At 71.0% G+C, this 20,704-nt stretch carries 13 protein-coding genes; 11 read left to right on the forward strand and 2 right to left on the reverse strand.

The window, feature by feature from the left end; translation table 11 throughout:
* Positions 1–52: 52 nt before the first annotated feature.
* The gene (locus tag ACJX2R_RS36065; protein ID WP_413103503.1) at positions 53–1,804 is read left to right on the forward strand and encodes a PucR family transcriptional regulator; all 1,752 of its coding nucleotides are present in this window, start codon (positions 53–55) and stop codon (positions 1,802–1,804) included.
* A 248-nt stretch (positions 1,805–2,052) separates the two neighbouring features.
* The gene (locus tag ACJX2R_RS36070; RefSeq protein WP_413103504.1) at positions 2,053–3,513 is read left to right on the forward strand and encodes an aldehyde dehydrogenase family protein; all 1,461 of its coding nucleotides are present in this window, start codon (positions 2,053–2,055) and stop codon (positions 3,511–3,513) included.
* 101 nt (positions 3,514–3,614) lie between these two features.
* Here the strand turns inward: ACJX2R_RS36070 and ACJX2R_RS36075 are convergent, their stop codons facing one another.
* Positions 3,615–6,527, reverse strand: coding sequence for a glycoside hydrolase family 3 C-terminal domain-containing protein (locus ACJX2R_RS36075; RefSeq protein ID WP_413103505.1), 2,913 nt, complete (start codon positions 6,525–6,527; stop codon positions 3,615–3,617).
* 293 nt (positions 6,528–6,820) lie between these two features.
* Between ACJX2R_RS36075 and ACJX2R_RS36080 the strand changes: the two genes are divergently transcribed.
* Genes ACJX2R_RS36080 through ACJX2R_RS36100 form a run of 5 tightly spaced genes read left to right on the forward strand, consistent with a single transcriptional unit; the run spans position 6,821 to position 13,267 of the window.
* Positions 6,821–8,503, forward strand: coding sequence for an extracellular solute-binding protein (locus tag ACJX2R_RS36080; RefSeq protein WP_413103506.1), 1,683 nt, complete (start codon positions 6,821–6,823; stop codon positions 8,501–8,503).
* Positions 8,503–9,519, forward strand: a complete 1,017-nt coding sequence (locus tag ACJX2R_RS36085; RefSeq protein WP_413103507.1) for an ABC transporter permease — start codon at positions 8,503–8,505, stop codon at positions 9,517–9,519. Before ACJX2R_RS36080 ends, ACJX2R_RS36085 begins: the two co-directional genes overlap by 1 nt.
* Entirely contained in the window at positions 9,516–10,469 is a 954-nt protein-coding gene (locus tag ACJX2R_RS36090; RefSeq protein WP_413103508.1) for a carbohydrate ABC transporter permease, read from the forward strand. Before ACJX2R_RS36085 ends, ACJX2R_RS36090 begins: the two co-directional genes overlap by 4 nt.
* 45 nt (positions 10,470–10,514) lie before the next feature.
* Complete coding sequence (locus ACJX2R_RS36095; RefSeq protein WP_413103509.1) at positions 10,515–12,527, forward strand: beta-galactosidase; 2,013 nt, start codon at positions 10,515–10,517, stop codon at positions 12,525–12,527.
* A gap of 38 nt (positions 12,528–12,565) precedes the next feature.
* Entirely contained in the window at positions 12,566–13,267 is a 702-nt protein-coding gene (locus tag ACJX2R_RS36100; protein ID WP_413103510.1) for a glycoside hydrolase family 12 protein, read from the forward strand.
* A 64-nt stretch (positions 13,268–13,331) separates the two neighbouring features.
* On the opposite strand, the gene ACJX2R_RS36105 is transcribed toward ACJX2R_RS36100, so the two are convergent.
* On the reverse strand, positions 13,332–14,348 hold the full coding sequence (locus tag ACJX2R_RS36105) for a LacI family DNA-binding transcriptional regulator (RefSeq protein WP_413103511.1): 1,017 nt from the start codon (positions 14,346–14,348) through the stop codon (positions 13,332–13,334).
* A 304-nt stretch (positions 14,349–14,652) separates the two neighbouring features.
* Here ACJX2R_RS36105 and ACJX2R_RS36110 point away from each other — a divergent pair, with 304 nt between their 5' ends.
* The 4 genes from ACJX2R_RS36110 (at position 14,653) to ispG (ending at position 20,552) form a co-directional block, all read left to right on the forward strand.
* Positions 14,653–16,587, forward strand: coding sequence for an acyl-CoA dehydrogenase family protein (locus tag ACJX2R_RS36110; RefSeq protein WP_413103512.1), 1,935 nt, complete (start codon positions 14,653–14,655; stop codon positions 16,585–16,587).
* A gap of 111 nt (positions 16,588–16,698) precedes the next feature.
* On the forward strand, positions 16,699–17,961 hold the full coding sequence (gene dxr, locus ACJX2R_RS36115) for a 1-deoxy-D-xylulose-5-phosphate reductoisomerase (RefSeq protein ID WP_262703951.1): 1,263 nt from the start codon (positions 16,699–16,701) through the stop codon (positions 17,959–17,961).
* Positions 17,958–19,259 carry a M50 family metallopeptidase gene (locus ACJX2R_RS36120; protein ID WP_262703952.1) on the forward strand — a complete coding sequence of 434 codons (1,302 nt, stop codon included), beginning with the start codon at positions 17,958–17,960 and terminating at the stop codon, positions 19,257–19,259. The genes dxr and ACJX2R_RS36120 overlap by 4 nt, the downstream gene beginning before the upstream one ends.
* Positions 19,260–19,397: 138 nt before the next feature.
* Positions 19,398–20,552: a flavodoxin-dependent (E)-4-hydroxy-3-methylbut-2-enyl-diphosphate synthase gene (gene ispG, locus ACJX2R_RS36125; RefSeq protein ID WP_413103513.1), complete on the forward strand. Its 1,155-nt coding sequence runs from the start codon at positions 19,398–19,400 to the stop codon at positions 20,550–20,552.
* Positions 20,553–20,704: the final 152 nt, after the last annotated feature.

Below are 20,704 nucleotides of genomic sequence, written 5' to 3' on the forward strand. Positions count from 1 at the left end.
CATACGGGACGGTGAAGTCGTCGCAAGTCGTCGCATTCGCTTCGAAGGTGCCATGCCTCCCACGCTCGCCTCGCTCGTCCGCCACCCCGGCCTCAAGCTGTCCGTCCTCGCGGGTGAGGACCGGCTGGAGACGCCCGTGCGCTGGGCGCATGTCAGCGAGCTGCCCGACCCCGTGCCCTATATGGACGGCGGCGAACTGCTCCTGATCACCGCGATGCAGATCGAGGCGGATGACCCGGAGGAGATGAGCCGCTATGTGCGGCGGCTGGTGGGCGCGGGCGTCGTGGGGCTCGGCTTCGCGCTCGGCGTCAACTACGCCGAGGTGCCGCCCGCGCTCGCCACGGCGGCCAAGGAGGAGGGGCTGCCACTGCTCGGCGTTCCCCGCCGCACCCCGTTCATCGCGATCAGCAAGGCCGTCTCCGCGGCGATAGCCGCGGACCAGTACCGGGCCGTGACGGCCGGGTTCGAGGCGCAGCGCGAGCTGACCCGCGCCGCCATCGGCGCCGAGGGGCCCGCCGCGCTGCTCGCCCGGCTCGCCGCCCACGTCGACGGCTGGGCCGCGCTCTACGACGTCTCCGGCGCCGTGGTCGCCGCCGCCCCCGACTGGGCCGCGCGCCGCGCCGCCCGGCTCACCGCCGACGTCGAGCGGCTGCGCTCCCGCCCCGGCCCCGCGAGCATCGTGGTCGGCGGGGGCTGCGGACCGGCCGGGGCCACGGGCGCGGAACCGGCCGAGGAGTCGGCCGTCGCCGACCGGGTGGAGCTCCAGTCGCTGGGCACCGGACGCCGTACGCGTGGGGTGCTCGCGGTCGGCACGGGCGCGCCGCTGGGCACCGCCGAGCGCTACGCCGTGCACTCCGCGGTCGCGCTGCTGACCCTGACCACCGAGCGTTCCCGCGCCCTCCAGGAGGCCGAGCAGCGGCTCGGCGCCGCCGTGCTGCGGATGCTGCTCGCGGGCGAGCCCGATCATGCGCGGGCGGTCGCCGGGCGGCTGTACGGCGGGCTGCTCGACGCGCCGTTCCGGATGCTGGTCGCCGAGGTGCCGTCCGGTGGTACGGCCCAGCAGGCCCACGCGGCGCCCTCCACCGCGGACGACGCCCCCGCGCAACACCCCACGGAGGCCACCACCACGGCCGCGGGTGAGGCCGGGGAGACCGACCCCCTCGGCACGCTCATCGACACCATGGAGGCGGCCGCGGCCCGTATCGGCGAGTCGGTGCTGGTCGTGCCCGACGGCGAGCGGCTCATGGTGCTGGCCCCCGACGGCGGGGCGGCGGTCGCGGCATGTGCCGAGCACGCCCGGGCCGTCGAGGCGCGCCGGGGTACGAAGGCCCGCCCCCGCGACCGCGCCGCGGGCGCCGCGTCCCGCGGCGACGAGCTCGTCATCGGGCTGTCCGCCCCCGCGGGCCCCATCGCCGCCGCGACCGCCTACCGCCAGGCGGAGCAGGCGCTGTCGGTGGCGCGCCGCCGCGGCCGGATGCTGGTCGAGCACGAGCAGGTGGCGGCGGGTTCGGTACTGCCCCTGCTCGCCGACGACGCCGTCAGGGCGTTCGCCGACGGCATGCTGCGCGCCCTGCACGAGCACGACGCCACCGGCCGGGGCGATCTGGTCGCCTCGCTGCGCGCCTGGCTCTCCCGGCACGGCCAGTGGGACGCGGCCGCCGCCGACCTCGGCGTCCACCGGCACACCCTGCGTTACCGGATGCGCCGCGTGGAGGAGATCCTGGGCCGCTCGCTGGACGACCCGGACGTCCGCATGGAGCTCTGGCTGGCCCTCAAGGCCACGGCCCCCGGCACCTCGGCCTGAACCGCCTCCACCTCCGCCCTCCTCCGTCCCCCACCTCCGCCCCGAGCCGTCGACTCTTCCCGATCAACGCCCCGGCCGTCCCACCCCGGTCACCACCCACAACCCCCTCCTCCCGATCCCTCCCCATTCCGGCACGCCATTGCGTAGCGCCCGCGCGCCCGACTGCTACGCCTCGGACAAACACCGAGCAGGCCGGGCGCGCCTACGGTGGGAGGAGAGACACCACTTCAGAAGGGTCGGGATCCGCTGTGCCAGACACACACGAAGCTGTCACCCACGCGTTCTGGCTCGCCGGCCGCAAGGCGACGGGCGAGAGCACGATCGAGGTCACCTCGCCCTGGGACGGCCGCCGCGTCGGCGTGGTGAGCGTTCCCACCGATGCGCAGATCGAGGAGGCCGTCGCCGCGGCCGACGCGGTACGCGAGGAGTTCGCCGCGACCCCCGCGCACGTCCGGGCCGCTGCGCTGGACCATGTGTCGCGCCGTATCGCCGAGCGCGGCGAGGAGATCGCCCGGCTGATCTCGGACGAGAACGGCAAGCCGATCAAGTGGGCGCGCGGCGAGGTGGGCCGCGCCGTGTCCGTCTTCCGGTTCGCGGCCGAGGAGGCCCGCCGCTTCAACAGCGGGGACGCCCAGCGGCTGGACACCGACGCCGGTGGCACCGGGCGGCTCGCGCTGACCCGCCGCTTCCCGCGCGGCACCGTCCTCGGCATCGCGCCGTTCAACTTCCCGCTGAACCTCAGCGCCCACAAGGTCGCCCCGGCGCTCGCCGTCGGCACGCCGATCATCCTCAAGCCGGCTCCCGCGACCCCGCTGTCCGCGCTGGTCCTCGGCGAACTGCTGGCCGAGACCGAGCTCCCGGCGGGCTCCTGGAGCGTCCTTACGGTGCCCAACGACCGGATGCCCGCGCTGGTCCAGGACGAGCGGCTGCCGGTCATCTCCTTCACCGGTTCGGAGAAGGTCGGCTACGCGATCAAGGAGTCGGTGCCGCTCAAGCACTGCACCCTGGAGCTCGGCGGGAACGGCGCCGCGGTCGTGCTGTCGGACTACGCCGCCGACGCCGACCTCGACTGGGCGGCCACCCGCATCGGCACCTTCTCCAACTACCAGGGCGGACAGTCCTGCATCTCCGTACAGCGGGTGATCGCGGACGCGTCCGTCTACGAGGAGCTCGTGCCGAAGATCGTCGCGGCCGTCGAGGCGCAGGCCACCGGCGACCCGACCGAGGACGCCACCGATGTCGGCCCGCTGATCAGCGAGGACGCCGCCAAGCGCGTCGAGGCCTGGGTGGACGAGGCCGTCCGGGCCGGCGCGAAGCTGCTCACCGGCGGCAAGCGCGAGGGCTCGAGCTACGCCCCGACCGTGCTCGCGGACGTCCCCGCCGATGTCGCCGTCTCCTGCGAGGAGATCTTCGGACCGGTGCTCACCCTGCACAAGGTGGCGGACGAGGACGAGGCGTTCGCGGCCGTCAACGACTCCAAGTACGGCCTCCAGGCGGGCGTCTTCACCCGCGAGGTGCAGACCGCCTTCCGTGCCCACCGCGCGCTGGAGGTCGGCGGCGTGATCGTCGGCGATGTGCCCTCGTACCGTGCCGACCAGATGCCCTACGGCGGCGCCAAGAGGTCCGGCGTCGGCCGCGAGGGCGTGCGGTACGCGATGGAGGACTACACCTACGAGCGGGTCATGGTCCTCACCGGCCTCGACCTCTGATCCACCCACCGCCGGGCCCCGCCACGAGAAGGGCCCCGCCACGAGAAGGGCCCGGCGCATGAGAGCGCATGGGGTTGACCCGTCCCGGCCACTCCGGACCCTCAACCGGAGAAGCCGAGACGGGCCAGTCTCAGGCCGCCGCCGCGCAGCGTGATGTGAAGGTCGTGCACGCCGGTCGGCGGTGTGGGCAGGGCGGCGCGGACCGTGGTGTAGAGGTAGCGGCCGCCGGTGGGCGGGACGGCGGCGGTGGCCAGGGTGGTGCCGTCGGCGAGGTGCGCCTCGACCATCGCGTCATGCTCCGCCCCGGCGGAGTCGTACGCGGCCTCGACCGTCATCGCCATGGCCCCCGCGCCGAAGTCGCAGGCGCGGAAGAGCAGTCGGCCGACCGCGTCGTCACGGCAGGCCACCGCGTCCCCGTGGACCTTGGCGCGGTCCACCAGCACGATCCCGTCCGCCGCGTCGTAGTCCGCGGCCTCCAGACCGCGCCGCAGCACCGGGCGAGGCGGGGGCGGCGGGCCCTCGACGGTCACGGTGGCGGTGGCGCGGAGGTCCGCGCTGGACGCGCCCGCGTGGATCTCGTACGTCCCCGGGTCGACGGTCCAGCGGCCGTGCGCCACGTCCCAGAAGCCCAGCGCGTCCTCGACCGGCACCGTGAAGAACAGCCGTACCCTCTCACCCCGGCGCAGCCGCACCCTGCGATGGGCGATGAGCCGGCGGTGCGGCAGCGGGACCCGCGACCCCGGGGCGCTCGCGTAGATCTGCACGACCTCCTCGCCGTCGCACGGACCGGAGTTGGCTACCTCGCACTCCACGGTCAGCCCCGCCTCCCGCCGCACCGACAGCTCGCCGTAGGCGAAGGCGGTGTACGACAGGCCGTGCCCGAAGGGGAAGAGCGGGGCGCCGTCGAAGTACAGATAGGTGGCGCGCGAGGCGATGATGTCGTAGTCGAGCGGATCGGGCAGATCGTGGTCGGAGGCGTACCAGGTCTGCGGTAGCCGCCCCGCCGGTGAGACGTCCCCGAACAGCACCCGGGCCAGCGCCGTGCCCGCCGCCTGGCCGCCGTGCGCCGTCCACAGCAGCGCGGGCAGCGCATCGGCCGCCTCCGCGACCGCGTACGGATAGCTCGAGGTCAGCACCAGTGCGGTCCGCGGATTGGCGGCGTGGGCCGCGCGCCACAGCCGCCGCTGCTGGGCGGGCAGGGCGAGAGTGGTGCGGTCCTCGGTCTCCCGGCCGCCGATGTGCGGGTCGTTGCCCGCCACGACCACCACGGCGTCCGCCCGCGCGGCGGCGCGGGCCACCGCGTCCTCGCCGCGCTCGACGACCTCCAGCCGGAAGACGGTCCCGGTCCCCTCCTCGCCGCCGTCACGTTCGGCAACCTTCAGCCCGCCCGCGGCGACACAGACGTAGCCGCCCGTCCCCAGGTGCCTGAGGAGGTGTCCGTCGGGGTGCGCTTCGAGCGTGAACGTCTCCTGGACCACCCAGCCCCCGGGCTGCTCCGCCGCCGCGCGGACGAAGCCGTCCTGGGCCACGGTCAGATAGCGGCCGGAGGGCGCGCGCAGGGTGAGCACACCGCCGCCCCAGTCGGCCAGGGACAGATCGGTGGGGGTGCCGCCGACGGTCAGCGGCGGCGGATCGGTACGGCCCTCCGTACGCGCCGGGTCGAGCGAACCCGATGGCTCCGGACCCTCGTCCTCCGCCGCCGGGTCCGGCACCCGCACCCAACCGGCCGCCGTGCGCAGCCGTACGGTGTCCAGGCCGTCCGCGAACACCACCCGGTCCGCGCCGAGCCGTTCGGCCAGCGCCTCGCGCGGCGAACCGCGGCGGATCAGGCTGCCGCTGTACCAGTCCAGCTTGCACTCGTCGGCGAGCGGACCGACGACCGCGAGGGTGCGGACGGCGCTCTCGGAGAGCGGCAGCAGACCGTCGTTGGTGAGGAGAACGACGGCCTGTTCGGCCGCCTCCAGGGCGAGCGCCCGATGGGCGGGGGTGTCGAAGGCACCGTCGAGTTCCTTTGGCTGCCCGCCGGGCCCGTCGAACTCGCCCAGCGCACACCGCATCCCCAGCAGCCGCCGCACCGCCGTGTCCACCGTGGACACGTCGATCAGCCCGCGCGCCAGCGCGCCCCGCACCCGCGCGATCGTCTTCGACGGGTTCTGGTCGTGGTCGGTGAAGCTGTCCACCCCCGCCCGCAGGGCCGCCGCGATGGCCTCCTCATGGGTGTCGAAGTAGTGCTCGGAGTCGACCAGGTTGGACGGCGCGCCCGCGTCGGAGCAGACCACCAGCTCCTGGTCGGTCCAGGCGCGCAAGTGCTCGCGCAGATACGGGGAGACGTGGTTGGGCCGCCCGTTGACCAGGTTGTACGCGGGCATCACCCCGGCCACCGCGCCCGCCCGCACCGCCCCGCGGAAGGCCGCCAGATCGTATTCGTGCAGCACCCGCGGCCGCACCGAGGAGGAGGTGGTGTCCCGGTCGGTCTCGTTGTTGTGCGCCAGCCAGTGCTTGAGGACGGGCGCGGTGCGCCAGCGGTCCGGGTGGTCGCCGCGCAGTCCGCGGGTGTAGGCCGTGGCCAGGGCCGAGGTGAGGTACGGATCCTCGGCGTACCCCTCCTCGTTGCGGCCCCAGCGCGGATCGCGCAGCGGATTCACCGTCGGCGACCACACATTGAGGCCCACCCGCGGATCGCGTGCGCGCATGGCCCGTGCCTCGCGGCCGACCGCCTCGCCGACGCGCCGCACCAGCTCCGGGTTCCAGGTCGCACCGAGCCCTACGGCCTGGGGGAAGACGGTCGCAGGGCCCATCCAGGCGACGCCGTGGAGCGCCTCCTGCCCGGTGCGGAAGGGCGCGAGGCCGAGCCGTTCCACTCCGGGCGCGTACTGGTGGAGCATCGCGATCCGCTCATCCAGCGTGAGCCGGGCCAGCAGATCCTCGACGCGGGCACGCACCGGCAGCCGTGGATCGCGGAAGGGCGGATCGCGGAAGGGCGGACGCGTGATCAGATCACCGTCATCGCTCACGGATACGGCCCCTCTTCCCCAGCTCGTGCGCCGAATTCCCCAGCCCCTGATGTCGAGTCGAGCGAGTCGATTCGACATCGATTCGAAGCGCTTCGATGCTGGGCGCACCATGCCCACCCTGTCAAGGCTCCACGGCGGCACGACCCGTCGGCACCTTGCGCCACCGCTCTTGCGCGACCCCACCCCCCGCCTTAATCTCAGCGCAATATTGAAGCGCTTCGACCAATCTTCGATCAATCTCGGCCAACTCGACCATCGGTCGTACGGCGGGCACGCCACGAAGGGTTGACGCAATGCCGAACTCCCAGGCTTCGGCCTCCACTTCCCCTCCCAGCCGGAGAACCTTCCTGGCCTCCACGGCGGTTGCCGCGGCGGCCGTCGCGGGAGGTGCTCCGCTGCTCACCGGCTGCTCCACCGAGGAGGGCTCCGGCAAGGGCGGCACCACCTCCGGCAAGGAGTTGAAGAACCTACTGCCGACCTATGTGGCCTCGAAGGTCGCGGACCCCGACATCCCCAGCGTCAACGGCTCCAGCCCCGGCTACACCAAGGCACCGCCCGCCGCCGAACTGGTCGCCTCCGTGCGGGGCAAGCCCGGCCACGGCGGCAGCTACACGATGTTCGAACCGCTCTGGGGCACCCCGCCGCCCAAGAACAACGCCTACTACAAGGCGGTCAACAAGGCGCTCGGCGCCACGGTCAAGCTCCAGCCGCAGGACGGCAACACCTATGGCGAGAAGCTCGGCGCCGTCCTCGCCTCGGGCGACATCGCCGATATCGTGATGATCCCGCTCTGGGAGATGGGCGGCCGGATCCATGGCGCGGTCAGCGCCAAATTCGCCGACCTGGGCCCGTATCTCTCCGGTGACAAGGTCAAGAAATATCCGAACCTCGCCGCCATTCCCACCGCCGCCTGGCAGATGTCCGTCTTCGGCGGCAGGCTCCGCGGGCTGCCGATGCCCTCCCGTCCGCTCGCCGGTGTCATTCCGTACTACCGCGAGGACATCTTCGGCAAGGAGGGCTATCACGTCCCCAAGAGCCCGGCGGAATTCCTCGCCCTGGCCAAGGAGATCACCCGGCCCAAGAGCAAGGTGTGGGCCTGCGACGACATGTGGTGGTCGGCGCAGCGGTTCTTCGGCTGCCCGGGGGAGAAGCCGTACTACTGGATCGAGAAGAACGGCAAGCTGGTCCACAAGGTCGAGACCGAGAACTATCTCGAGGCCCTGGAATGGTGCCGCAAGCTCTTCGCCGGGGGCTATGTCCACCCCGACGCGGTCGCGGGCAAGGCCAATGACGCGCTGACCCGCTTCACCTCCGGCCAGACCCTCATCTACAACGACGGCGACGCCAAGTGGTACGGCGCCACCTTCGAACAGGCCGGTCCCAACCCCGACTTCAAGATCCAGGGAATGGACTGGTTCGGCCCCGACGGCGGCGATCCCGTCATCTATCTCGACCCGCCCGCCCAGATCTGGTCGTTCCTCAACAAGAACCTCTCCAAGGACCAGATCGAGGAAATCCTCGCCCTCGCGAACTTCATCGCCGCGCCCTTCGGCACCAAGGAGCAGCGCCTCATCGACTACGGCGTCGAAGGCGTGCACCACGAGATGAAGAAGGGCGTCCCGGTCAAGAACGCCACGGGGGTCCGGGACGTCCAGGACACCTACCGCTTCATCGTCTCCCCGCAGGCGAGCGTCGCCTATCCGGACTTCCCGCGGATGGTCGAGGACTACTGCGGCTGGATGCGGCGGATGGGCGAGTTCGCCAGGAAACCGCTCTTCTACGGAATGCAGATACAGGAGCCCAATCGGTACGCCTCGCTCTACACGCCGTTCGAGGACCTCGCCAAGGACGTCACCCGGGGCCGTAAGTCGATCAAGGACGCCCAGCGGGCCATCAGCGACTGGCGCAGCGGTGGCGGCCACCGGCTCCGCGACTGGTACGCGGGGCTCCTCGACGAGAACGGCAGCGGCGCCTGATGGCCGAGCGGGCCCGCGGCGCCCTGTCGGACCGTGGCACCGGGCCGAGACACGGCACCGCGGCGGGCCCCGCCACTCCGCCAGGCCCGGGCACCCCGACCGCCCGCACCGGATGGTGGCACCGGCTGCGCCGCGACCGCACCCTGCTGCTGATGGTCGCCCCCGCCGTCGGTCTGCTCCTGCTCTTCACCTACGTCCCGCTGCTCTGGACCACGGTCGCCTTCAAGGATTACGACCCGTTCACCCAGGGGCTGTGGACCAGCCCCTGGGTGGGCCTCGACAACTTCACCCTCCTCTTCGAGGACAGCCGCTTCTGGGACGCCTTCGCCAACACCCTCTCCATCACCTTCATCCAGCTGGTGCTGTTCTTCCCGGTCCCCATCGCGCTGGCGCTGCTGCTCAACAGCGTGCTCAGCGACAAGGTCCGCGGCTTGGTGCAGTCGATCCTGTACCTGCCGCACTTCTTCTCCTGGGTGCTGGTGATCACGATCTTCCAGCAGATGCTCGGCGGCGCCGGACTGCTCGCCCAGCAGCTGCGCGCCCACGGGCACGAGGGCTTCGACCTGATGACCGACCCGGGCGTCTTCAAGTTCCTGATCACCGCCCAGCTGGTGTGGAAGGACGCGGGCTGGGGCGTGATCGTCTTCCTGGCCGCGCTCTCCGCCGTCAACCAGGACCTCTACGAGGCCGCGGCCGTGGACGGCGCCAACCGCCGGCGCCGGATGTGGCACGTCACGCTGCCCGCGCTGCGCCCGGTGGTCGCCCTGCTGCTGGTGCTGCGCGTGGGCGACTCGCTGACCGTCGGCTTCGAGCAGATCCTGCTCCAGCGTGACGCGGTGGGGCCCGGCGCCTCGGAGGTCTTCGACACCTATGTGTGGTGGGTCGGCATCGCCAACACCGACTACGGGATCGCCGCCGCCGGCGGTCTGATCAAGGGCGCCTTCAGCCTGGTGCTGGTGCTGATCGCCAACAAGGTCGCCCATATGCTCGGCGAGCAGGGGGTTTACCGGAAATGACCGTGACCGAGCGGACCGCGGCCGAGACCGGACCCGCTGCCCCGCCCCCGCGGCGGCGCCGCGACGAGAGGCGCCCGGTGTGGGAGGAGGAGCCCGGCCGGGTCGGCCAGGGGCTCAAGGGGGCCACCCTGGTCGGGGTGTGTCTGGCGATCCTCGGCCCGCTGTGGGTGGTGATCGTCACCAGCCTCTCCGACCAGAGGACCATCACCGACGCCGGGGGGCTGGTGATCTTCCCCAAGACGATCACCTTCCGGGCCTACACCGAGCTGCTGAGCGGCGGCACGGTGACCCGGGCGACGCTCGTCAGCCTCGCGCTCACCGCCGTGGGCACCGTGATCAGCACCGTCGTCTCGGTCCTGTGCGCCTACGGCCTGTCCCGCCCGGGGTCCTTCCTGCACCGGCCGATCCTGATGGTGCTGCTGGTCACCATGTTCTTCAACGCCGGTCTCATTCCCACGTATCTGCTGGTCACCGAGGTCGGCCTGGAGGGCAGCTACTGGTCGATGATCCTGCCCGGGGCCGTCTCGGTCTTCAACGTCCTGGTGCTGCGGGCGTTCTTCCAGAACATCGCGCCCGAGCTGATCGACAGCGCCCGGATCGACGGCGCGGGGGACTGGCGGATCCTGTTCCGCATCGTGCTGCCGCTGTCGAAGGCCGTGATCGCGGTGGTCTCGCTCTTCTACGCGGTCGGCTACTGGAGCCAGTGGTTCAACGCCATGCTCTACCTCAACGACCAGGACATGTGGCCGCTCCAGATGATCCTGCGCCAGCTGGTGATCAAGCAGCAGGCGCCGCAGGGCATGTCCCAGATGATCTCCACCCAGCAGATCCCCGGACTGGCCGTGCAGATGGCCGTCATGGTGCTCGCGCTGATCCCGGTCGCGGTGCTCTACCCCTTCGTCCAGAAGCACTTCACCAAGGGCATGCTCACCGGCGCCGTCAAGGGCTGACGCCGGTCGCCCCCCGTACCCAGCCGACCCGAGACGGGAGCCGGTATGCCCGACCTGAACGACGCCACCCGCGGCCGCCTCCTCTACGGCGGCGACTACAACCCCGAGCAGTGGCCCGAGAGCGTCTGGCACGACGACATCCGGCTGATGCGCCGGGCGGGCGTCACCACCGTCACCGTCGGCGTCTTCTCCTGGGCGCGGCTCGAACCCCGCCCCGGCGCACGGGACTTCGACTGGCTGGACCGGGTCCTGGACCTGCTCCACGAGGGCGGGATCGAGGTGTGCCTGGCCACCCCGACCGCCTCCCCGCCGCCCTGGATGGGCTCCCGCCATCCCGATACCCTGCCGCGCGACCAGAACGGCACGGTCGTCTGGTACGGCTCACGGAACCAGTTCTGCGCCTCGTCGCCCGTCTACCGCGACCACGCCCTGCGCATCACCGAGGACCTGGCGGACCGCTACGGCGGCCATCCGGCGCTGCGGATGTGGCACGTCGGCAACGAGTACTCCACCCACTGCTGGTGCGACGAGACCGCCCGGCACTTCCGCCGCTGGCTGCGCGCGCGGTACGGCGGCCTGGCCGCCCTCAACGAGGCGTGGGGGACGGCCTTCTGGAGCCAGCGCTACGACTCCTGGGAGGAGATCATCCCGCCGCGCCGCGCCCAGTACCTGATCAACCCCGGCCAGGCGCTGGACTTCCGCCGCTTCACCAGCGACGCCCTGCTGGAGTGCTTCACCGCCGAACGCGACGCGCTGGCCGCCCGCACCCCGCATATCCCCGTGACCACCAACTTCATGCCGCTGTTCATCGGCCAGGACGGCTGGGCCTGGGCGGCGGAGGAGGACGTGGTCTCGGTCGACCTCTACCCCGACCCCAAGGACCCGCACGCGGCCGCCTACGGCGCGCTGGTCCAGGATCTGACCCGCTCCCAGGCGGGCGGCCCCTGGGTACTCATGGAGCAGGCCGCGGGCCCGGTCAACTGGCGCGGTGTGAACCGGCCCAAGCCGCACGGGCTGATGCGGCTGTGGTCCCTCCAGGCCGTCGCGCGCGGCGCCGACGCGGTCTGCTTCTTCCAGTGGCGGCAGTCCCGGCAGGGCAGCGAGAAGTTCCACTCCGGGATGGTCCCGCACGCCGGTGAGCACAGCCGCACCTTCGCCCGGGTCCGCGAACTCGGCGCCGAGCTGCGCGAACTGGCCCCGGTCGTGGGCACGGACGTCCCCGCGCGGGCCGCGATCCTGCACGACTGGCACTCCTGGTGGGCCACCGTCCAGGACGGCCGCCCCTCCTCCCTGGTCTCCTGCGAACGGCTGCTGCGCGCCTGGCACCAGGCCCTGTGGGAGCGGAACCTCACCACCGACTTCGCCCATCCGCACGCCGACCTCACCGACTACGCCCTCGTCGCCGTCCCCCAGCTCTATCTGCTCACCGACGAGGCACTGGACAACCTCGCGGCGTACGTACGCGGCGGTGGCACCCTCGTGTGCGGCTTCTTCACCGGCGTCGCCGACGAGGACGACCGGGTGCGCCCCGGCGGGGTGGACCGCCGCCTCCGTGGGCTCCTCGGCATCCGTACGGTCCACGAGTGGTGGCCGCTGGACGAGGGCGAGACGCTCACCGCCGAAGGCGCCTGGCTGGGCGCGTTCCACGGCGCGCTCTGGTCCGAGGACCTGGAGCCGTCCACCGCCGAACCGGTCGCCCGGATCAAGGGTGGTGAGCTCGACGGCCGCCCCGCCGTCACCCGCAACGCCTACGGCACCGGCACCGCCTGGTACGTCTCCACCCTCCCCGAACCCGCCGCCCTGCGCTCCCTGCTCGGCCGCGCCGCCGAGGAGGCGGGGCTGGCACCCGCGCTGCCCGGCCTCCCCGAGGGCGTCGAGGCGGTGCGGCGCGGTCCGTATCTCTTCCTGCTCAACCACGGCCGCACCCCGGCGGTCGTCCCCCTCCCGTCCGCTCCGTCCGCGCGGACGGATCTGCTCACCGGGCGCGCGCACCACACCAGCGTCCGGCTGGACCGGTTCGCGGTCGTGGTCCTGGCTCCGCCCGAACCCCTCGCCTGAAGCTCCGTCCGAATCCCCCATATGAAAGGGAAGGTCCCGTGCAACGAGCCGCTCGAACGCTCTTCCTCACCCCGCTGATCGCGTTACTCGCGCTGATCGGCTTCGCCGCCGCCCCCGCCCAGGCCGCCACCTGGTCCTCCTCGGACCAGTGGGGCACCTGGTCCAACGGCGGCTACACCCTCTACAACAACATCTGGGGCTCCGGCGCCGGAGCCCAGACCATCTGGGCCAACTCCTACAGCGACTGGGGAGTGTGGGCCAACCACCCGAACACCGGCGGCATCAAGTCCTACCCCAACGCCAAGAAGGTCGTGGGCAGGAAGATCAGCGCCATCTCCACGCTGACCAGCACCTACAACGTCACCGTGCCGTCCTCGGGCGCGTACAACACCTCGTACGACATCTGGGACTCCAACTACGACTACGAGATCATGCTGTGGGTCAACAAGACCGGCCCGGTCGGCCCGCTCGGCACCGCCCAGGGCAATGTCACCCTCGGCGGCCACACCTGGAGCGTCTACAAGGGCAGCAACGGAGCCAATGAGGTCTTCTCGTTCATCCGCACCTCGAACTCCACCTCCGGCTCCGTGGACATCAAGCCCATCGTGAACTGGATCAAGAACACCAAGGGCTGGTTCGGCGATGTGACCATCGGCGACGTCCAGTTCGGCTACGAGATCACCTCTTCGGCCGGCGGTCTGGACTTCCGCACCAACGGCTTCGGGGTGAGCGCGAGCTGACTCCCGCGTACCGCCGCCGCCCGGCCGCGCGGCGGCGGTACGCCACCGGCCCGGCGAGGTCGCGTCAGGACGTGCCGGGCGCCGGGCCCGAGCTGGCCCGTACGGTCAGCTCCGGGGCGAGCAGGGTCACCTGCTCCGCCGGGGCGCCGCCCGCCAGCTTCGCCACCGCCAGCTCCACCGCCCGCCGCCCCATCTCCTGCGCGGGGATGGCCACCGAGGTGAGGCGCACCGACGCCTGGGTGGCCACCTGCTCGGGGCATACGGCGACCACCGAGACGTCCTCGGGCACCGCGCGGCCCTGCCGGCGCAACAGGCTGAGCAGCGGATCGATGGCCGCCTCGTTCTGCACCACGAAGCCGGTGGTGCCGGGCCGCTCGTCGAAGATCCGGGAGAGGGTGCCGTCCATGGACTCGTAGCTGCCCTCGCACGGGCGGTGCAGCAGCCGCATCCCCAGCGCGGCGGCGCGGCGGCGCAGCCCCTCCAGGGTCCGCTCGGCGAATCCGGTGTGGCGCTCATAGACGGCCGGGGCCTCGCCCACGACGGCGATCTCCCGGTGGCCGAGGTCCGCCAGATGCTCGGCGCACAGCGCACCGGTGGCGGTGAAGTCCAGATCGACGCAGGTCAGGCCGACGGTGTCGGTGGGAAGCCCGATCAGTACGGTGGGCTGGCGGGCCGCGTGCAGCAGCGGCAGCCGCTCGTCCTCCAGCTCCACATCCATCACGATCATGGCGTCGGCGAGTCCGCTGCCGGTCACCCGGCGCACCGCCGCCGGCCCCTCCTCGCCGGTGAGCAGCAGGACGTCATAGCCGTGGGAGCGGGCGGTGGTGGCGACCGCGATGGCGATCTCCATCATCACCGGCACATACATGTCCGTCCGCAGTGGCACCATGAGCGCGAGGATGTTGGAGCGGCTGCTGGCCAGGGCGCGGGCTCCGGCGTTGGGGTGGTAGCCGAGCTCCTTGATGCTGTGCTCGACGCGCTCGCGCGTGGGAGCGGAGATCGACCGCTTGCCGCTGAGGACGTAGCTCACCGTGCTGGCGGAGACTCCGGCGTGCCGGGCGACCTCGGCGAGGGTGACCATGCGGGGGACTCCATCCGGGGGATTGTCGGCGAAGCGCTTCGACGCATGGCCCGATCCTCATTCCGCCTGGCCATGCGGATTGACCCTAACCCGCAGCGCAAGGGCTGTCCAGAGGGATGTCGAAGCGCTTCAACGCACCCATTCATGTACCTCAGTACCCCTGCCGGGTCCGCCGCGGCGGCCATCCTTCCCGAACCTCCGGATTCCGGCGTCCTCCCGCTTTGCCGTCCCGTCGGACCGGATGCACACTGGCAGCGGTACGTGCCGGTAATGTCACGAGATCGTCGCGGCAAAGGGAGCACCGATGACCGCATCCTCCGTCAGGCCGGTGTCCGAGCGTGAAGCGCGCCAGGTCGCCGAGGCCGCACGCGAACAGGTATGGCACAAGCCCAGCTTCGCCAAGGAGCTCTTCCTCGGCCGCTTCCGACTCGATCTGATCCATCCCCACCCCGCCCCCGCCCCGGACGACGTCCGCCGCGGCGAGACCTTCCTCGCCAAGCTCCAGGAGTTCTGCCGGACGCGGGTCGACGCCGCCCGTATCGAGCGCGAGGCGCAGATCCCCGACGAGACCATCGAGGGGCTCAAGGAGGTCGGCGCGCTCGGCATGAAGATCGACACCAAGTACGGAGGGCTGGGCCTCACCCAGGTCTACTACAACAAGGCCCTGGCGATGGCCGGCTCCGTCAGCCCGGCGATCGGCGCCCTGCTCTCCGCCCACCAGTCCATCGGCGTACCGCAGCCGCTGAAGCTCTTCGGCACCCAGGAGCAGAAGGACCGCTTCCTGCCGCGCTGCGCCCGCACCGACATCTCGGCCTTCCTGCTCACCGAGCCGGACGTGGGCTCCGACCCGGCCCGCCTCGCCACCACCGCCGTGCCCGACGGCGACGACTACCTGCTGGACGGCGTCAAGCTGTGGACCACCAACGGCGTGGTCGCCGACCTGCTGGTGGTGATGGCCCGCGTGCCGCGCTCCGAGGGCCACAAGGGCGGCATCACCGCCTTCGTCGTCGAGACCGCCTCCGAGGGCGTCACCGTGGAGAACCGCAACGCCTTCATGGGGCTGCGCGGTCTGGAGAACGGCGTCACCCGCCTGCACCGGGTCCGCGTCCCGGCCGCCAACCGGATCGGCCCCGAGGGCGCCGGGCTCAAGATCGCGCTGACCACGCTCAACACCGGACGGCTGTCGCTGCCCGCGATGTGCGCGGGCGCCGGGAAGTGGTGTCTGAAAATCGCCCGCGAATGGTCCGCCGCCCGTGAGCAGTGGGGCAAGCCCATCGCCAAGCACGAGGCCGTCGGCGCCAAGATCTCCTTCATCGCGGCGACCACCTTCGCCCTGGAGGCCGTCATCGACCTCGCCTCCCAGATGGCCGACGAGGACCGCAACGACATCCGCATCGAGGCGGCGCTCGCCAAGCTCTACGGCAGCGAGATGGCCTGGCTGATGGCGGACGAACTGGTCCAGATCCGCGGCGGCCGGGGCTTTGAGACCGCGGCCTCGCTGGCGGCCCGCGGGGAGCGGGCCGTCCCCGCCGAGCAGATGCTGCGCGATCTGCGCATCAACCGGATCTTCGAGGGCTCGACCGAGATCATGCACCTCCTCATCGCCCGCGAGGCGGTGGACGCCCATCTGTCGGTGGCGGGCGATCTCATCGACCCCGACAAGTCCCTCCAGGACAAGGGCAAGGCGGCCGCCAAGGCCGGTGGCTTCTACGCCCGCTGGCTGCCCGGCCTGCTCACCGGTCCCGGCCAACTGCCCCGCTCCTACCCGGAGTTCAACCCCGCCGGGCATCCGGACCTCTCCCCGCATCTGCGCTATGTGGAGCGCTCGGCGCGCAAGCTGGCCCGCTCCACGTTCTACGCCATGTCGCGCTGGCAGGGCCGGATGGAGACCAAACAGGGCTTCCTCAGCCGGATCGTCGACATCGGCGCTGAGCTGTTCGCGATGAGCGCGGCCTGCGTACGGGCCGAGATGCTGCGCTCCCGCGGTGACCACGGTGTCGCGGCCTACCAGTTGGCCGACGCGTTCTGCCGGCAGGCCAGGATCCGCGCCGAGGAGCTCTTCGGGCGGCTGTGGACCAACACCGACGAGCTCGACCGCAAGGTGGTCTCCGGGGTGCTCTCCGGAACGTACGAGTGGCTCGAGCACGGCGTGATCGACCCCAGCGGTGACGGCCCCTGGATCGCCGACGCCACCCCCGGGCCGACCGCCAAGCGGAACGTCCACCGGCCCATCCACTGAGGAGCCGCCGGGAAGCCGCCGGAGCACGTGCTGACGAGCCCCCGGGATCCGCGATCAGCGGATCCCGGGGCTTGTCACCGAGCCGTCACCCCTTGCCCCCACAATGGGGGGATGACGGATTCCCTGGCTGACCCGCATCTGCGCGTTCCGGCGGCCACCGCCGCGGCGAGCGTGCGCGACATCGTGATCCTGGGCTCCACCGGTTCGATCGGCACCCAGGCCATCGACGTGGTGCTGCGCAACCCCGACCGCTTCCGCGTGACCGCCCTGTCCGCCGCCGGGGGACGGGCCGGGCTCCTCGCCGAGCAGGCCCACCGGCTGCGGGTGGACAGGGTCGCGGTCGCCCGGCCCGAGGCGGTGGCCGAGGTGCGCCAGGCGCTGAGCGCGCGCTACGGCGCCGGTGAGCCGCTCCCCGAGATCCTGGCGGGGCCCGACGCGGCCACCGAGCTCGCCCGCTCCCAGTGCCACACCGTGCTCAACGGCATCACCGGCTCCATCGGCCTGGCACCCACCCTGGCCGCCCTGGAGGCGGGCCGGGTGCTGGCGCTGGCCAACAAGGAATCGCTCATCGTCGGCGGCCCCCTGGTCAAGGCCGTGGCCAAGCCCGGGCAGATCGTCCCCGTCGACTCCGAGCACTCCGCGCTCTTCCAGGCGCTGCTCGGCGGCGCCCGCGAGGAGGTCCGCAAGCTGGTGGTCACCGCCTCCGGCGGCCCGTTCCGCGGCCGGACCAAGCGGGAGCTGGCCTCGGTCACCCCTGAGCAGGCGCTGGCCCACCCCACCTGGGACATGGGCCCGGTGATCACGATCAACTCCGCGACCCTCGTCAACAAGGGCCTGGAGGTCATCGAGGCTCATCTGCTCTACGACATTCCCTTCGAGCGGATTGAGGTGGTGGTCCACCCTCAGTCGTATATCCACTCGATGGTTGAATTCACCGATGGCTCGACGCTCGCCCAGGCGAGCCCGCCCGATATGCGGATGCCCATCGCGCTCGGCCTCGGCTGGCCCGAGCGGGTGCCGGACGCCGCGCCCGGCTGCGACTGGACCAAGGCCCACACCTGGGAGTTCTTCCCCCTGGACACCGAGGCGTTCCCCTCGATCGGGCTCGCCCGGCAGGTCGGCGGCCTCGGCGGCACCGCCCCGGCCGTCTTCAACGCGGCGAACGAGGAGTGCGTGGACGCCTTCCTTGACGGAAAGCTGCCGTTCAACGGAATCGTCGATACGGTCGCCGAGGTGGTGGCCGAGCACGGCACCCCGGCCGAGGGAACCCGGCTCACCGTCGCGGACGTCCTCGAGGCCGAGACATGGGCCCGCGCCCGCGCAACGGAACTGGCCGCCAGAGCGGCGAAGGCGACCCCGGAGGCTCGCGCATGACGACACTGATGACGGTCCTCGGCATAGTGGTGTTCGCCGTCGGCCTGCTGATCTCGATCGCCTGGCATGAGCTCGGCCATCTCTCCACGGCCAAGCTCTTCGGCATTCGGGTGCCCCAGTACATGGTCGGCTTCGGGCCGACCATCTTCTCCCGGAAGAAGGGCGACACCGAGTACGGCATCAAGGCGGTGCCGCTCGGCGGCTATATCCGCATGATCGGGATGTTCCCGCCGGGCGACGACGGCAAGATCGCCGCGCGCTCCACCTCGCCCTGGCGCGGCATGATCGAGGACGCCCGGTCGGCCGCCTTCGAGGAGCTCCAGCCCGGCGACGAGAAGCGCCTCTTCTACACGCGCAAGCCGTGGAAGCGCGTGATCGTCATGTTCGCGGGACCGTTTATGAACCTGGTCCTCGCCGTGGTGATCTTCCTCGGGGTGATGATGAGCTTCGGCGTCAACACCCAGACCACCAGTGTGGGCACGGTCTCCCAGTGCGTGGTCGCGGCCTCGTCCTCCACCGACAAGTGCCCCAAGGGCGCCAAGGACTCCCCGGCCAAGGCCGCCGGGCTACAGCCCCGGGACAAGATCGTCGCCTTCAACGGCCACCCCACCCCGGACTGGGGCGCCCTCCAGCAGGACATCCGCGAGACCACCGGCCCCGCCACGATCACCGTCGAGCGGGACGGCGTCCGCAAGACCCTGCACGCCAATCTCATAGAGAACCAGGTCGCCAAGTCCGACGGGAACGGCGGCTATGTCGAGGGCGAGTTCGTCACCGCCGGCTTCCTCGGCTTCACCCCGGCCAACGGAGTGGTCCAGCAGTCCTTCGGGCAGTCCGTGGACCGTATGGGCAACATGGTCGAGGACGGCATCGACTCCATGATCGCCCTGCCCTCCAAGATCCCGGACCTGTGGAACGCGGCGTTCGGGGACGGTGAGCGCAAGGCGGACTCCCCGATGGGCGTCGTGGGCGCGGCCCGGGTCGGCGGCGAGGTCGCCAACCTCGACATCCCGCCCTCCCAGCGGATCGCGACCATGCTCTTCCTGGTCGCCGGGTTCAACCTCTCGCTGTTCCTGTTCAACATGCTGCCGCTGCTGCCGCTGGACGGCGGCCACATCGCGGGCGCGGTGTGGGAGGCCATCCGGCGCCACACCGCCCGGCTGGTCCGGCGGCCCGACCCCGGACCGTTCGATGTGGCGAAGATGATGCCGGTCGCCTATGTGATCGCCGGGGTTTTCATCTGCTTCACGCTGCTCGTCCTGGTGGCGGACGTCGTGAACCCCGTGAAAATCTCCTGATGACGCGAGATGTCCTGAAGTTCGCCTTTGGGTGGACTTCAGGAGCGCGGTGTGCTGAGGGCGTGACCGGTGCCGTAATCTCGGAGATCGGAGTCCGCTGATCTCCAGCCACGCACACACCTTGGGGTTACGAACCAGATGACTGCGATTTCGCTAGGAATGCCGTCCGTACCGGCCAAGCTCGCCGAGCGCAGGGTCAGCCGGAAGATCCAGGTCGGATCGGTGGCCGTGGGTGGTGACGCGCCGGTTTCGGTGCAGTCGATGACGACGACGGTGACGGCGGACATCGGTGCGACGTTGCAGCAGATCGCGGAGTTGACGGCGTCGGGGTGTCAGATCGTGCGGGTGGCGTGTCCGTCGCAGGATGACGCGGATGCGTTGCCGGTGATCGCGAAGAAGTCGCAGATCCCGGTGATCGCCGATATTCACTTTCAGCCGAAGTATGTGTTCGCGGCGATTGATGCCGGGTGTGCGGCGGTGCGGGTGAATCCGGGGAACATCCGGCAGTTCGACGACAAGGTCAGGGAGATCGCGAAGGCGGCGTCCGAGGCGGGTGTGCCGATTCGTATCGGGGTGAACGCGGGGTCGCTGGACAAGCGGTTGCTGGAGAAGTACGGCAAGGCCACGCCGGAGGCGTTGGTGGAGTCGGCGTTGTGGGAGTGTTCGCTGTTCGAGGAGCACGGGTTCCGGGACATCAAGATCTCGGTGAAGCACAACGATCCGGTGGTGATGGTGAACGCGTACCGGCAGTTGGCGGCTGCGTGTGACTATCCGCTGCATTTGGGTGTGACGGAGGCGGGTCCGGCGTTCCAGGGGACGATCAAGTCGGCGGTGGCGTTCGGTGCGCTGCTGAGCGAGGGGATCGGGGACACGATCCGGGTGTCGCTGTCGGCGCCTCCGGCGGAGGAGGTCAAGGTCGGGATTCAGATTCTGGAGTCGTTGAATCTGCGGCAGCGGCGGTTGGAGATCGTCTCGTGTCCGTCGTGCGGTCGGGCGCAGGTGGATGTGTACAAGCTCGCGGACCAGGTCACGGCCGGTCTCGAGGGCATGGAGGTCCCGCTGCGGGTGGCGGTCATGGGCTGTGTCGTCAACGGCCCCGGCGAGGCGCGCGAGGCGGACCTGGGCGTCGCCTCCGGCAATGGCAAGGGGCAGATCTTCGTCAAGGGTGAGGTCATCAAGACCGTGCCGGAGTCGAAGATCGTGGAGACCCTGATCGACGAGGCCATGAAGATCGCCGAGCAGATGGAAAAGGACGGCATCGCCTCCGGCGAGCCCGAGGTCTCGGTCAGCTGATTTTTTGAGGCTCGGTTCGCCTCCGGGGCGCCTCAGTCTCCCCCAGCTACCGCTGGGAGGTGCCCCCTGTCGACGGTCGACGTGCTCGGTCGCCCACGCGGCGGAGCCGCATATCGATCGCAGCCCTCGCTCCCTGCGCGCGTCTCCCTTTC

The sequence above is a fragment of the Streptomyces sp. Inha503 genome, from assembly GCF_047215865.1.
In the GTDB taxonomy this organism is placed as follows: domain Bacteria; phylum Actinomycetota; class Actinomycetes; order Streptomycetales; family Streptomycetaceae; genus Streptomyces; species Streptomyces lycopersici.

Bases quoted from the DNA above. Each gene is read 5' to 3' on its own strand.
- ispG (WP_413103513.1), top strand. From the start codon at position 19,398: ATGACTGCGATTTCGCTAGGAATGCCGTCCGTACCGGCCAAGCTCGCC.
- ACJX2R_RS36090 (WP_413103508.1), top strand. From the start codon at position 9,516: ATGACCGTGACCGAGCGGACCGCGGCCGAGACCGGACCCGCTGCCCCG.
- ACJX2R_RS36095 (WP_413103509.1), top strand. From the start codon at position 10,515: ATGCCCGACCTGAACGACGCCACCCGCGGCCGCCTCCTCTACGGCGGC.
- ACJX2R_RS36085 (WP_413103507.1), top strand. From the start codon at position 8,503: ATGGCCGAGCGGGCCCGCGGCGCCCTGTCGGACCGTGGCACCGGGCCG.
- dxr (WP_262703951.1), top strand. From the start codon at position 16,699: ATGACGGATTCCCTGGCTGACCCGCATCTGCGCGTTCCGGCGGCCACC.
- ACJX2R_RS36105 (WP_413103511.1), bottom strand. From the start codon at position 14,348: ATGGTCACCCTCGCCGAGGTCGCCCGGCACGCCGGAGTCTCCGCCAGC.
- ACJX2R_RS36110 (WP_413103512.1), top strand. From the start codon at position 14,653: ATGACCGCATCCTCCGTCAGGCCGGTGTCCGAGCGTGAAGCGCGCCAG.
- ACJX2R_RS36080 (WP_413103506.1), top strand. From the start codon at position 6,821: ATGCCGAACTCCCAGGCTTCGGCCTCCACTTCCCCTCCCAGCCGGAGA.
- ACJX2R_RS36120 (WP_262703952.1), top strand. From the start codon at position 17,958: ATGACGACACTGATGACGGTCCTCGGCATAGTGGTGTTCGCCGTCGGC.
- ACJX2R_RS36065 (WP_413103503.1), top strand. From the start codon at position 53: ATGCCTCCCACGCTCGCCTCGCTCGTCCGCCACCCCGGCCTCAAGCTG.